The 12672-nt window shown below is 66.1% G+C and carries 12 protein-coding genes; 5 read left to right on the forward strand and 7 right to left on the reverse strand.

Going from position 1 to position 12672, the window contains the following annotated elements:
• The 7 genes from J0L98_RS19325 to J0L98_RS19355 all read right to left on the reverse strand — a co-directional run.
• The coding region (locus J0L98_RS19325; protein ID WP_296413579.1) for a hypothetical protein at positions 1 to 810 on the reverse strand (810 nt) is incomplete at its 3' end.
• A 79-nt stretch (positions 811 to 889) separates the two neighbouring features.
• Positions 890 to 1372 (reverse strand): phage tail protein, encoded by a 483-nt coding sequence (locus J0L98_RS19330; RefSeq protein WP_296413581.1) that lies wholly within the window; start codon positions 1370 to 1372, stop codon positions 890 to 892.
• Positions 1372 to 3453: a phage tail sheath C-terminal domain-containing protein gene (locus tag J0L98_RS19335; RefSeq protein WP_296413582.1), complete on the reverse strand. Its 2082-nt coding sequence runs from the start codon at positions 3451 to 3453 to the stop codon at positions 1372 to 1374. The genes J0L98_RS19330 and J0L98_RS19335 overlap by 1 nt, the downstream gene beginning before the upstream one ends.
• A gap of 161 nt (positions 3454 to 3614) precedes the next feature.
• Complete coding sequence (locus J0L98_RS19340) at positions 3615 to 4070, reverse strand: phage tail protein (protein WP_296404825.1); 456 nt, start codon at positions 4068 to 4070, stop codon at positions 3615 to 3617.
• A gap of 179 nt (positions 4071 to 4249) precedes the next feature.
• On the reverse strand, positions 4250 to 6091 hold the full coding sequence (locus J0L98_RS19345; protein ID WP_296413584.1) for a phage tail sheath subtilisin-like domain-containing protein: 1842 nt from the start codon (positions 6089 to 6091) through the stop codon (positions 4250 to 4252).
• A gap of 18 nt (positions 6092 to 6109) precedes the next feature.
• Positions 6110 to 6964 (reverse strand): hypothetical protein, encoded by an 855-nt coding sequence (locus J0L98_RS19350; protein WP_296413586.1) that lies wholly within the window; start codon positions 6962 to 6964, stop codon positions 6110 to 6112.
• Entirely contained in the window at positions 6964 to 7530 is a 567-nt protein-coding gene (locus tag J0L98_RS19355; RefSeq protein WP_296413587.1) for a DUF4255 domain-containing protein, read from the reverse strand. The genes J0L98_RS19350 and J0L98_RS19355 overlap by 1 nt, the downstream gene beginning before the upstream one ends.
• A 463-nt stretch (positions 7531 to 7993) precedes the next feature.
• Here J0L98_RS19355 and J0L98_RS19360 point away from each other — a divergent pair, with 463 nt between their 5' ends.
• The 5 genes from J0L98_RS19360 to J0L98_RS19380 all read left to right on the forward strand — a co-directional run bounded on the left by J0L98_RS19360 (position 7994) and on the right by J0L98_RS19380 (position 12421).
• A complete protein-coding gene (locus J0L98_RS19360; protein WP_296413588.1) occupies positions 7994 to 8359 on the forward strand; it encodes a hypothetical protein in 366 nt (121 codons plus the stop codon).
• An 82-nt stretch (positions 8360 to 8441) separates the two neighbouring features.
• Positions 8442 to 8930, forward strand: coding sequence for a hypothetical protein (locus J0L98_RS19365; protein WP_296413589.1), 489 nt, complete (start codon positions 8442 to 8444; stop codon positions 8928 to 8930).
• Positions 8931 to 9416: 486 nt separating this feature from the next.
• The gene (locus tag J0L98_RS19370) at positions 9417 to 11501 is read left to right on the forward strand and encodes a TonB-dependent receptor plug domain-containing protein (protein WP_296413590.1); all 2085 of its coding nucleotides are present in this window, start codon (positions 9417 to 9419) and stop codon (positions 11499 to 11501) included.
• Positions 11502 to 11514: 13 nt separating this feature from the next.
• The gene (locus J0L98_RS19375) at positions 11515 to 12291 is read left to right on the forward strand and encodes a PepSY-associated TM helix domain-containing protein (protein ID WP_296413591.1); all 777 of its coding nucleotides are present in this window, start codon (positions 11515 to 11517) and stop codon (positions 12289 to 12291) included.
• Position 12292: 1 nt separating this feature from the next.
• Positions 12293 to 12421, forward strand: a complete 129-nt coding sequence (locus J0L98_RS19380; protein WP_296413592.1) for a hypothetical protein — start codon at positions 12293 to 12295, stop codon at positions 12419 to 12421.
• The last annotated feature ends 251 nt before the right edge of the window (positions 12422 to 12672 follow it).

A 12672-nucleotide genomic window follows, 5' to 3' on the forward strand; every position in this document is an offset into this window, starting at 1 on the left:
CGATGTGCTCAGGGCTGCGGGGCCAAACAGGTCGATGGCCGCTGAGGCGTCCAGATGGATGCCGGCACCCACCGCCATGCCGATGTCGGCCGAGGCGCCCAGGCTGGCGGACAAACCCACCTGGGCCGACAGGCTCACGTCCAGGTTCACATCGAGGCTGGCGGACAGCTCGAAGCCGGCGGAGAGGTCGAAGCCCGCACCGCCGTTGGCCCCGCCCCCCAGCAGGCTGTCGGCGCCGGCCGCGCTGGCCTGGCTGCGGGCATCGCTGGCGGCCTGCTCCACGGCCTGACGGCGCTGGGCGGCGTCGCTGGCGTTCACCTCGTAGCGGAACTCCTGCTCGGTGAGGGTCAGCTGCACCTTGGAGCGCAGGGGCACGCCGCTGGGGCTGAAGTATTCAAACACCTCCTGGTGGGACGAGATCACGCCATTGAAGATCAGCGTGCCCCAGCGGAACTGCACCCGCCGCGGCGCCTGCTCCTTGCCGCTGCCGTAGGTCTGCACCAGGTCGGCGATGGGCTTGGTGCGCACGCGCACGTCGAGCATCTCTTCGCCGCCGCCCTCGCCGGTGTCGTCGTCCCGCGGGCGGGTGGAGTCGAAGACGCACTCGAAGGACAGAGTGGCCTTGGACGAGCCGACGTTCTGCACCTGCTGGCGGCCCTTGCGGCCCTTGTCCTTCTGCTCGCCACCGGACACCTTGAGGGTCAGGGTTTCGGGGTTGAAGTCGAGGGGGATGATCCGGCCTTCCTCGGTGTTCTTGCCCCCCGCATCGAAGGGCACGAGCCTGGCGCGACAGAACTGGGCTGTAGTCATTCCACTACCCTCCTGTCGCTGTGCGACATCCTCCCCGAGGGAGGGTGAGCGCTCGCTTCGGGCGGCCGGGCGTGAGCGCTCATACGGCCTCCCTGCTCAGTCCTTCATGGACGATGTGTAGCTCCTCGAGGGGCACTTCGCGGGCGTTGCCGGCGTTGAGGTCGGCGGACTTGACCTTGGTGACGATGCCGTTCTCGAAGCGCCACACCCCCGCATCGGGGGCGCTGCTGTCGGCCTGCAGCACGCGGATGGTGCCGGACACATAGGGCAGCGGAAAGGTACCGTCGATGCAGCGCTGCACCCAGGTCCAGAAGCCCGGGTCGAGGGACAGGCCGCGTTTGAGGATCAGGGGCGGGTTGGTGGTCTTGCCCACGAGCTGGCGGGCACCCCGGTTGTAGCCGCCTTCGCGCAGGCTTACGGGTTCGAGGGTGATCTCCAGGCCCTGTACCTCCGAGAAGGCGCCCTTGCGACTGCCCAGGGCCAGCCCTTCGTCGCCGCCGAGGCCGGACAGTTCGATATGCACCGCGAAGTTGAAATTGGAGAGCATGGCCGGGTCGGGCATCACTGCACCTCGATGCGCGGGTCGTCCGCGCCGCTGCGGACGAGGCGGAAGACGATGAACTCGGCCGGCACGGCGGGGGCCACGCCCACCTGCATGATGGCCCGGCCGGCGTCCAGGTCGCCCTGGGTGTGGGTGCGGGCGTCACAGCGCACGAAGTAGCTGTCGGCGTCGCTGCGGCCGGCCAGGGCGCCGGCATTGAACAGGGCCTTGAGGCGGCGGCGGGCGGTGCCGGCCATGGCCGACCACAGCACCGCGTCGTTGGGTTCGAAGGGCGCCCAGGCCAGATCGGCGGCGAGCTGGGCCTTGAGCCAGTCGATCAGGCGGCGCACCGACAGGTGGGTCCAGTTCCGCTCGGTGGCGGTGCTGCGGGCGCCGAGGAGCATCAGGCCGCGCTCGGTGCGGCGGATCTCGTCGATGCGCTCTTCAAACAGGAAACCGGGCTCCGGCAGGCCGGCGTCGTCGGCGCGGGCGAAGGTGCCGAGCACCGGGCGATTGGCCGGCGCGGCCCATACCCCGATGTCGTTCTCGACCTGGGCGGTGATGCCGCAGGCGGCGGCCGAGGGGGGCACGGTGGCGGCGCTGCCGTCCGCATCCACCCGCAGCCACGGGGTGTACAGGGCGGCGCGGGGGCTGGCCACGCCGTGGCGCCAGGCCACCACGTCACCGGCACGTAGGCCGGGGGGCAGGTCGAGCAGGGCAATGCGGGTGTCACGGGCCTCGCAGTCGGCCACCAGGCGGCGCTGGTAGTCCTGAAGCTCCACCGCATCAAAGCCCAGGCGCGGCCAGTCGAAGGCATTGGCGGTGCGCTCGGCCTGACCCCGGCTGCACTGGGGGGCAAAGCACAACTCGTCGGGCAGGGCCGGCGGCACGGTGAGGGCCTCGGGGGGCGTGGGGTGGAGCAGGTCGGGCATGCTCACCAGGGCAATCGGCTCGAAGGGCTGGGCCTGGTCCCACACGCCCAGGGCATCCAGGGCCGGCGGGCGGGCGTTGAAGGCGACGAAGCGGTGGTCGGCGTCTTCGATGGCGTCGGCCAGGGCCATGCTGGTGCCTTCGAAGAAGTGATTGCGCCCGGTGCTGGCGGTGGCATCGCGGCCCTGGCGGGACGGCGGCATCTCGGCGGCGGACAGGAGCAGACCGGCCGGCGCGGCAAACAGCGCCCGGCCGGGCAGCAGCCAGGCATCGGCCAGCATCAGGCTGGGGCGCAGGAAGTCGGAGCCCCACGGGTCGTCGGCGCTGCCCCAGTGGCGGTCGGCCTCGTAGACCGGGTCTTCGGGGTTGGCGGTGTCGGTGCGTGGCGGCAGCAGGGCTTCGGCGGCGGCGCGGCGGCCCAGCAGGCGCGGCAGGAAGCGCGGGTGGCTGGGGTGCAGGGCCGCGTCGTCCCAGCTCTCGACCAGCTTGCCGTCCAGGAAGACGTCAAGCCGCAAGGTGAGTTCGACGGCGGCGGCAAGCAGCTCGGGGTCGAGGAAGGGGTTGGTGGGCGTGGGCACCAGGATGGGCTGGCGGGCGGCATCCAGGCCCACCCGGAAGAAGCGGCTGCTCGGCGTGGCGCCCGGGCCGCTGGCGCGTCGGGTAAGGCGCAGGGTGGCGCCGACGGCGGGGCGGTCGGGGGGGATGCGCAGGGCCTTGGTGACCGGGTCCAGCCCCAGGGCGATGGGGCGCTGGATGAGCTGGCAGCGCACTTGCAGGCGGTTGCCCCAGCTGCCCGGGTTGCGGGCAGCCAGACGCACCTGCTTGCGGGAGTTGCCGCGCACGGCCTTCAGCCCCGGCAGCAGCAGGCGCGTGGTGCGCACATTGACGTGGTCCACACAGCGCACCACCACGCAGCGCCGGCCGCCGTTGGCGAAGAACAGGCGCACCGCCAGGGGCAGCTTGAGCCCGGGCAGGGCGCGCCCGAAGGCGGCCTCGAACTGGCGGGCGTCGTCGATGACCACCGGGGTGTTCACCGGCCCGCGTTCGGCCAGCCCGATCAGCGCGGCCACGTCCAGGCGCACCCGCGCCCGGGAGGCCACGGCGGGTTTCTCCTCGTAGATGCCGGGGGGCAGACCGGGACGCCACAGGCTGCCAAGCAGCGCGACGCTCATGGAATGGGCCTCAGTTCAAGGACGAATCGGCAGCGCTCAGCGCGTGTGAAGAAATCGTGGCGAGCGGTTCGAGTTCGCGCCGAGCAGCGCAGCCGTACTCCGGGTACGGTGAGCATCACAGGGGCGAAATCGGGCCGCGCAACAGATTTATTCACAAGCGCTCACTCGAACTCCAGGTCTTCGCAGACGAGGGTCAGCTCTTCCATGGCCACGTCGGAGGCGCCCTTGGCGGCCAGGGTGGGGCCTGTCCACTTGGAGGGGCGGGCGTTGATGAGCTTCCACTGGGCCACGGTGCTGGCCCGGTCTTCGCTCATCAGCTCGATCACCACGGTGGCCCGGGCTTCCATGTTGCCGCGGCGCACCTGATTGACCCAGTTCCACAGGTCGAGGGAGGCGATCATGCCGCGCTTGAGGGTCACGTCGCCGGCCTTGTACATCAGTGGCACCTTGCGCGGACGGTTGAAGGCGTCGGTGCCTTCCCGGTAGTCGGCGTGGGTGATCTCGGTGGACAGCCCCGAGACATCCGAGAAGCCGCCGCGAAACTCGCCGCCGCTGGCGGGGTTGATGGTGACCTTGAAATTGAACGGGCCGTAGGGGTCTTCACGCAGAGTGGCCATTGCCGGTCTCCTTTGAGGATGCAGTTATCGCCGGGCGGGCGCCCAGAGCGTGTGGAGGAATCGTAGCGAGCGGTTCGAGTTCGCCCCGAGAAGCGCAGCCGCACGTGGGTACAGTGAGGGGTACGGTGCGCATTGCAGGGGTGAAATCGGGCCGCGCAGTAGATTCATTCGCACGCTCGTCAGATGATGGAAGCGTCGGCGGTCCACTGACCGATGCGGAAGATCACGAACTCGGCCGGCTTGGTCGGTGCGACGCCGATCAGGCACACCAGACGGCCGTTGTCGAGATCGGACTGGCTCATGGTGGTGCGGTCGCAGCGCACGAAGTAGGCGTCTTCGGGGCGCGAGCCGAGCAGGGCGCCGGTGCGCCACACGTCGTACAGGAAGCCCTCGATGGTGAGGCGGATCTTGAGCCACAGCTCTTCGTTGTTGGGCTCGAACACCGCCCACTGGGTGCTGCGGTCGATGGAGTGTTCCAGGTAGATGAACAGCCGGCGGACGTTGATGTAGGTCCATTCCGGGTCGGAGCTGATGGTGCGGGCGCCCCACACCCGGTAGCCGCGGCCCTCGAAGAAGCGCAGGCAGTTGACGCCTTCCGGGTTGAGCACGTCCTGCTCGCCCTTGTTCACATTGCGCGAGAAGCGCAGCACCCCGCGCACCGTCTCGTTGGCCGGCGCCTTGTGCACGCCGCGCTCGATGTCGCTGCGGGCGTAGATGCCGGCCATGGCGCCTTCGGGCGAGTAGAGCACCGTCTCCCGGGCGCTGCCGGGCATGGTGGCAACCAGCCAGGGGTAGTAGATGGCGGCGTATTTCGAGTCGTGCTGGCCGCGCACCTGGCGGATGGCGGCCTGATCCGCGTCCCGCGGGCCGGCGAGGATGGCGAAGCGGTAGCGCAGGTTTTCGCAGTGGCTGATGAGGGCGTCGCGCACGGCCTGATCGATGGGCGAGGCCAGGGCGGCGGAGCCCGGCGCGGCGACAATGGCGATGTCTTCGATCTCGCCCAGGGCGGCCAGGCCGGTGGCCTCGTGGCCGCTGCCACCGCCGCTGAAGGCGGCGCTGTCGGGGGAGATGCCGTCACTGCCGTTGGCCAGGGTGAGGGGCGAGGCGGCCACCAGGCTGGTGAGCAGGTCGCGGGCGAAGGTGGTGCGCTGGGCCGCCACCGAGGGCAGGGCGGCCACGGCGTCGAAGTAGATGCGCTGGCTGCGGTCGGCGGGCGGCTCGATGCCGGCGTCCGGGTCTTCATGGCGCAGGATGCGGCCCACGAAGAGGTCGGAATCCGGGTGGGGCGAGAGGCGCTGGATCTGCTCGCTGCGGGTGCCGGTGGAGCCGTCCAGGTTGGGGCCGATGCTGAAATCGAGGGTGATCTTCTGCACCGCCGCGAGGGCTGCCCCGTTGAGGTCGAGGGTGCCGCCGGCGTTGGTGAGCAGCGGGCTGCCCGCCGCATCGAAGCTGACGCTGTAGATGTTGGCCGCGGTGACGGCACCGGGGCCGGTGGCGTCCACCCGGCTTTCCTTGAGGGCGCCGGCTTCCACCACGTCACCCAGGCGCAGGCCCATCACCCGGCGGCTGCCCGCCGCGCCGGTGAGCAGGTTGCCGCTGCGCGTGGCGCTGACGCGCACCACCCCGTTGCCGGCCCGCCCCGGAAACCGGGCGCGCAGGAAGCGATTGACCCCCTGCACCGAGATCGCCGGGCTCACCGAGCGGCTGGCCGCCAGCGAGCTGCCCCCGGTGGGGGTGAAGATGCGCGACACATACACCCGCTTGCCGCCATTCTCGAAGAACAGGCGCACCGCGTGGGCGAGCTGGTTGGGGGTGGGCACGCCGCCCAGCAGCAGGTCATCGCCATCGCCGAACAGGCGCTGGAATTCCTCGAAGCCGGTGACCAGGGCCGGCAGCCCGGCAGTGGGGCCAAAGCGGGCCTGGCCGACGAAACCGGCGGTGGAGGTGGCCACGCCCTCGATGGACTTGGCGCGAAAGCTGGTTTCTTCGACGTAAACTCCCGGAGCGAGGTATTCAGGCATGTCGGGCCTCCATCATGGCTAGGGTAGCAACTCGATATCGAGCCGGACGTTCATCCCGACCGAAACCGAAACGGGCGGATTCTGGCCACCAACCTGCTGGTGCAGGGTGCCGCCAGTGTCACGCAGTTGAAAGTCCCGCGGCAGGAAGCGCGCGTTGCGCTGTGCTGCCGTGAGTCCGAAAACATTGGCCGGCTGGCCGGCCAGAAAACCCTGCGCCGCCAGGGCCGCGGCCAGATCGGGGCGCGGGGCAAACACGCTGAGCACCCGGTTGAAGGCGCGCACCGGCGGGTTGACGCTCCGGTCGATGCGTTCGAAGGGCAGCACGATGAGGTAGCTGCCGTCACGCCCGCTGAGGGTGGTGACGGCATCCGCCGCGCCGTCTCGCACCGTGGCAAGGCTGAGCAGGGCACCTGGCACCACCCGGCTGCCATCCCGCACCACGCCCCACAGGGCCGATGTGCCGGGGGGCAGGCCCATGGCGAGGGAGGGCCGCAGGTTTGCCGTCGGGTAGGCGGGGGCTGCCACGGGCACGGGGGCTTCGCCCGCCTCCAGGGCTTCCTTGAGGGCCGAGCGGTCGGGCACCGTGGCGCTGACCGCCTGGGACTGGTAGCGCCCGGCCGGGTCTTCGATCTCGATGCGCACATTGCCCGGCGGGAGATCGAGAAAACCGTAAAGGCCGGTGCTGGCATGCCACAGGGGACGCTCCGGGTGGCCCGCAACCCGCACCCGCAGATCGGGGATGGCGGTGAGGCCGGGCGCGCCCGCGTCGGTGAGATGGCGCCGGACACGCACCGCCAGCACGCCCACCGCGCTGATGCGGTCGGGAGAATGGCGGGCCGCCCAGGCGAGGGGCGTATCGGCGGGCGCGAGCATCAGGGCACCTGGGGCGTGAAGACCAGGGTACGCGAATCGGCAATCGCCGGATCGGTGCGCTCGCGGGCGGCCAGCCGGGCCGTGCGCACCACGTAGGGAATCGATAGCTGGTAGGGCGGCTCCAGGCTGTCCCACAGGCGCAGCATGTCTTCGGTGCTGAGGTGGTTGAGGGCCACCCGCAGGCTGTCTTCGGGCTCCCACTGATAGGCGGGGTCAAGCAGGGGGCCGGTGATCACCGCGTGGCGATCCAGGATGTCCATGCAGCGGGCCAGCATCACCTGCTCGCCCTCGGCGGCACGCTGCCCCCACACGGTGAGCAGGTAGTGAAGCTCGAGCCCGAGGGCCTGACGGCGGGGCGCATTGGGTGCGAGGCGGGGCAGATCCACATTGCGGCGGGTCTCGTCCACCTCAACCCGGTAGAGAAAAAGGGCAACCCGGTTGGTGATCGTGCCGGTGAAATCGCGGGTGGAAAACAGTTGTACTTCGTAGCCATCCAGCCCACCGGTGGCAACCAGCTGATCCTCGATCAGGCGTCGCAGGGTGGCGCTTGTTCCCGCTATAAACATGTCATCGCTTTCCCTCGCGTGGCCCCGGCTCGGGGTGTGTGGAGATGCGCCGGCCCGGCCTGATCAATCCGTCTGTTTATGCATTCAATACTAGTTTTGTGAAACTTCAAGGAGAGATGCAGCAGACATGATTCCCAAAATGGGTGTTGCCCCCCTGTGCGCAGGGAAAAAATCAAAGACCCGCGCCAGTAAAGCACGACAGAGAAGCGGGCATGTCGAGGAAATGAATACAGGTGCGCGCCGAGTGCGCCCCTGAAAGGCAGTCAAGCACACGGGGTGGGGCAAATCAAGGCGAGGGTGGCAATGGGGCCGCGGGAGGCCGAGGGGGCGGGGCGCGCTCGCAAAGCGCATTGTCACTCGTGACCGTCCTTGTCGTGGATTGCCCCCTGATGTGATTGACTGGATGACATCTCCCATCAAGTTTGATGCAATCACTCCGCTGCCTTCATCACGGTGCCGGACGATGCGCCCCTCGCTGTTTCCCTCCGACGACGAACTGCCCACGTGGCTGCACAGCCTCCTGCTCGTTCTCGTTACCTTGCCGTTCTCGAGTTTCCTGCTGTGGTTTGGCTGCGGTGCGCTGTTCTCCGGCCACCTGGAGCCCCTGGAGGGGCCGGACTTCGGCCAGTTTTTCTTTGGCCCGACGGCCCTGGACGGCAAGGCGGCGCGGGTTGCGGGCCTTTCCCTGATCGCGGCGGGCGCGTCGTTTCTTGCGATTGCCTACCGGTTTTCGCGCTTTTCGGATGAAGGCCTGCGTGCCCGGCTGCTGCCCTGGATTCTGCTGGTCATGTCGGTGATGCTGTCATTTGCGACCAGGACGCCCCACTGAGACAACACCTCTCCAGAGCATCCAGGCCCACCCCAAGTCCGCTATCCTTGCGCCTCTTTGCCCCCACACCACGCGCTGCACCATGGACAAGTACGAACAATTCGAGATCGAACAGCGCACCCTCATGCGCGCCCTGGAAACCGACGGCCCCAGCGAAGCCCTCGCCGCCCGCCTCAAAGCCCTGTACCGCGACGCCGGCGTCGTCATCGCCCTGGGCCCGTCCCGCGCCGTGCCGAGGGACGAAGACCGGCCCTCAGATGAAACCGACCCCGACGCCCTGCCCATGGCCGACGACCGGGACATGGACTACTACATCCGCGCCCTCGACAGCGGCGCCCTCACCCCCATCTTCGCCCACGCCCCCTGGGGCGAAGTGAGCCTGCGCTACGAAGCCCTGGTGATGGACGACAAAGTCTGCCCCGGCCTCCGCGCCTGCTGGACCGACCCGCTGGCGTTTCTGGCGGAGGGGAAGGCGGATGAGGGGTTCAGCGCGCGGATCGAGGGCATGGTGGGCGCGTTTGGGCGGATGGTGTCGGCGGAGTGGTGGAGGTGGCAGGTCAGGGTGGTGTGAGGGTGGCGGTTGTTGGCCTTATGGATTGCTTCGCATAGGGCCGGTGAAGAGCCAATCGAGCAAGCGATGGCTCCTCGGCCGGAGCCGACCTTGAGCCTTGGGGCTGAATGAGGCAGAACAGCGCCAGTTACCTGACGTCCAGCCTCTAACAGGTCGCTCAAAAAATCCGACAAAGTGGGAAATGCTGATCGAAATAGGCACGAATTCAACGCGCCCGGCTCAAAAATGGCATTTCTGAGGCCATGCCACCGAATATTCTGACCTGTTCCGGTTCGCAAAATATTTTTGAGCTACCTGCGAATGCCTGCTTTCGTTACCGACGAAGAACGACCCTCGACCCACAAAGACTTTTGCATCTCAACCGATGCATCTGCGACGCCATGTCGCACCTGATGTTGTGCTGATTTTTCTAGTATGCGCCACCTCACTAAAAATGCGGCGCGGCGATTCCATGGGGGGACGACTGCAGCCGTCAGGAGTCTGTTCATGGAAGAAAAACTGCGCAGGACGCCGTTGGCGATCCTGATGGCCTCGCTATGGCTGTGTCCCGGACATGCCGCCGCCGAATCGGAAAAGATATTGCCGACCATTACCGTCAGCAGTAGCAGCGAGCGGCCGGAGCTGACGCCGGAGAATGCACGCAATCCGTTCCGTACGCCCAAAAGCAGCACTGTCCACACGCAGGTCATCACTCGTGAGGAAATCGAACAGTTACGACCGCGCGATGTGTTCGAATTGCTCAACAGTGCGACTGGCGTGATCGCCACGCAAAGCAGCCGCAAGGGGTTCAGCGGTCTGACCATCCGTGGCGATTCGCAGTTCCGTTGGATCATCGATGGTGCCTATCTGCAGCCAACGATGGCTTCGCGCATCATGAAATCGTTGCCGGTTTCTGCCATCGAGGAAATCAAGATCGTGCGCGGTGCCAGCACGCTGACCATGGGGCCGATGGCCGGCTCGGCCAGCCCGGGCGGAGCACCGGTAGATGGTTTTGTGGTCATCCGGACCCGTAAGCCGGCGCGTGATGAGGTTCAGCTTCGGGCTGCTGTGGAGTCGAACGATACGACGCAGGCCAATGTGTGGGCTGGCAAGGCCTTCGGTCAGGATGAAGCTTCCGGCAAGGGCTATGTTGCCGGTTTGCTGTCTTACGCCGAAAACGGTAGTCCGGATGAACTGCTCGACAACGGCGCCTCCTACAACGTGGACCGGCAGACGACCGGCGGCCTGCTCAAAGGCGGCTTTCAGTGGGGCGGATGGTTGATCGACGTGATGGCCTACAAGGATGATGGCGAATTTCAGATTCCCAATGCCAACAGTCACGGCACCGGCAACGCAGGCTGGTACATGGATCCGTCACGCACCGACGTCTATTCGATGACCGGCAGCAAGGCCTGGGGCGGGATCCATACGACGCTTTTCAGCCTGTCGCGCAGCGTCAGCAAGCAGGCCTTCTGGACGGCAAACACGGCTGCCGGGCCCTACACATCGCGGCAAAATGACAATGAAGTGACGCACCTGAACCTGCGTCACAACATCGATATCGGCAATACCCGACTGACTGCCGGCGGCGATTACATGCACTGGGATGCGCCGAACGGCCAGCAGTACTACGAGGGTATCCAGCGCGAGGAAAAGACCAAGAGCTGGTTCGTTCAAGCCGAGCAGGGGCTGTTCGACAACAAACTATCGCTTGATGCCAGCTATCGTCGCGATCAGGTACACGTGGTGCACGGGCTGGACTATTACACCGGCGGTAACCAGCCGCCAGGCGGCGTCAATTCGCCGCTGATCTACAGCAATCGTACCCTGCCGTCGGCAACCTTCTTCAGCCTTGGTGCGAGTTGGGCTTTCTTCGATCAATGGCGACTGTCCGGACGTTACGGTCAGAGCAGCCAGGCGACAACCGGCCTGAATCCACGGCCCGGTGTCGAGCTGACCGACGACAGCCAGCGCAAGTGGGAAATCGGAGTTGAAGGTCATGTCACCCGCTGGCTGAATCCTTCGCTGAACTATTTTCGTCGCAGTGTCGAAAACGAGAAGTTCCTCAACGGCTATACCTATCTAGCCAACAACAATTCAACGCAGACCTGTCGGACCGGGATAATTCCCTCCAGCGGCGCCTTCGCACCGAAGTCATCGGCGACAATGACGCCTTGTTACGACCAGCAGGACACCCTGCGTGGAGGTGTTGAACTGGTGCTGACCGGCGCGTTTGCGGAGCGTAGCTTCTACCGCTTCGGACTGACCCATTTCACAACTCTCGAAAATACCTTGGCGACCACGCCGCGCAACATCGTGGATCTATCGTTCTCGCATGGCATGGGCAGCTTCACCTTGAGCGGGGCGATCAAACATGTCGCGAGTTATCAGGGTAGCAGCAGCGATGTGCGGGCCTATCTGGGCGGTTATACCCGTTACGATCTTGGGCTGGGCTATGAATTCAAGCTGGCTGGCGCACCGGTACGGGCCACGCTGTACGGCCGTAATTTGACCAACGAAAAGTACGAAACCTCGAATGGCGTTCAGGACGTCGGCCGGGTGTTCGGTCTAGAAACCACGGTTTCGTTCTGAGTGGTGCCCAACGATGCGTCGTGAGAAAAAACGCAAACCCTGGACGATGCGGCGCATCCATACCTGGATCGCCATCATTCTGGTTCTGCCGATGGTGCTGGTGGCTGTTTCCGGCATCCTGATTTCGATGCGCAGCATCTCCGACGTGAAGGTGCCGCTGCGCTGGATGGGGGCGGAAAGCGTGCCGGAACGCCTGCCGATGTCCGCTTTCGTAACCGACGGTCAGGTTGCCTGGATCGGCAATGCGCAAGGTCTGACCCGGATCGAAGCCGGGCAGGCGCTTGCGGTCGACGCCTTCGCTGGCCAGGAAATCGTCGGGTTAGCCTTGCTGAAAGGCGTCGGAACGCCGGTGGTGGCGACACGCATGGCGATCTGGCATGCCGTTGGCGGGCGTTGGATGCCGGTGCAGCGTGGCAGGGTTCGCCAGCTGTCCACGCTGCCTGATGGTCGCGGCTTCGTCATTGTTGGCGGTCGTGGCGAAATGGCCGATGGCAGGCCTTTGGTTTCCGCAGATGGTCGCGACTGGCAGCCATGGGATGTGGCACTGGCTGCCAATCACTCCTTGCCGCCGCTGGTGGATCCGAAGGTTGCTTTGCACCAATGGATGCGCGAACTCCACGCCGGAGCCTATTTCTTTGGCAAAGGACCGGGTGAAATGCTGTGGAGCAACGTGCTGGGCTGGGTGCTCGTCGCCCTGTGTCTGACCGGCTTGTGGATCTGGCTGAAGACCGAGCAGGCCAAATTGAAATCGCTGCAGCGCAAGTTGCGTGAAGCAGGCAAGGAGAATTGAGATGGCCGTTACCACAGCAATTGTGCTCGGGGTTGTCGCGCTGGGCGCATCGCTGGTGCTGACGCTACTAGGCGTCGGCGTGCTGGTCCACCATTGGCGGATTGGTCGGAATGCATCCCATGTGCATTAATCGCGATGGTTAGACTTCATAACAATTGCCCCGTTCTTCGCCGGTAACGAAAGCGGCCGTTGCTACTCATTCTGACGATCTTGTAAACGGCGCTTCGCTGCCTGAATCGCCCCGGGTTTCGAGGAGGCCGTTTGGTTTTAGTCAGGCCAACACAGCCTGACCGGTTTGGCTGCGGTAATAGTTTGCCTCAGCTTCAGCCGGCGGCATGTAGCCAATAGGCGCGAGCAGCCGATGATGGTTGAACCAAGCCA

Source organism: Zoogloea sp., from assembly GCF_017302315.1.
In the GTDB taxonomy this organism is placed as follows: domain Bacteria; phylum Pseudomonadota; class Gammaproteobacteria; order Burkholderiales; family Rhodocyclaceae; genus Zoogloea.

Coding starts and splice junctions, on each gene's coding strand:
- J0L98_RS19330 (WP_296413581.1), bottom strand. CDS start 1,372: ATGCCCGACCCGGCCATGCTCTCCAATTTCAACTTCGCGGTGCATATC.
- J0L98_RS19380 (WP_296413592.1), top strand. CDS start 12,293: ATGGCCGTTACCACAGCAATTGTGCTCGGGGTTGTCGCGCTGGGCGCA.
- J0L98_RS19345 (WP_296413584.1), bottom strand. CDS start 6,091: ATGCCTGAATACCTCGCTCCGGGAGTTTACGTCGAAGAAACCAGCTTT.
- J0L98_RS19335 (WP_296413582.1), bottom strand. CDS start 3,453: ATGAGCGTCGCGCTGCTTGGCAGCCTGTGGCGTCCCGGTCTGCCCCCC.
- J0L98_RS19370 (WP_296413590.1), top strand. CDS start 9,417: ATGGAAGAAAAACTGCGCAGGACGCCGTTGGCGATCCTGATGGCCTCG.
- J0L98_RS19350 (WP_296413586.1), bottom strand. CDS start 6,964: ATGCTCGCGCCCGCCGATACGCCCCTCGCCTGGGCGGCCCGCCATTCT.
- J0L98_RS19340 (WP_296404825.1), bottom strand. CDS start 4,070: ATGGCCACTCTGCGTGAAGACCCCTACGGCCCGTTCAATTTCAAGGTC.
- J0L98_RS19375 (WP_296413591.1), top strand. CDS start 11,515: ATGCGTCGTGAGAAAAAACGCAAACCCTGGACGATGCGGCGCATCCAT.
- J0L98_RS19365 (WP_296413589.1), top strand. CDS start 8,442: ATGGACAAGTACGAACAATTCGAGATCGAACAGCGCACCCTCATGCGC.
- J0L98_RS19360 (WP_296413588.1), top strand. CDS start 7,994: ATGCGCCCCTCGCTGTTTCCCTCCGACGACGAACTGCCCACGTGGCTG.
- J0L98_RS19355 (WP_296413587.1), bottom strand. CDS start 7,530: ATGTTTATAGCGGGAACAAGCGCCACCCTGCGACGCCTGATCGAGGAT.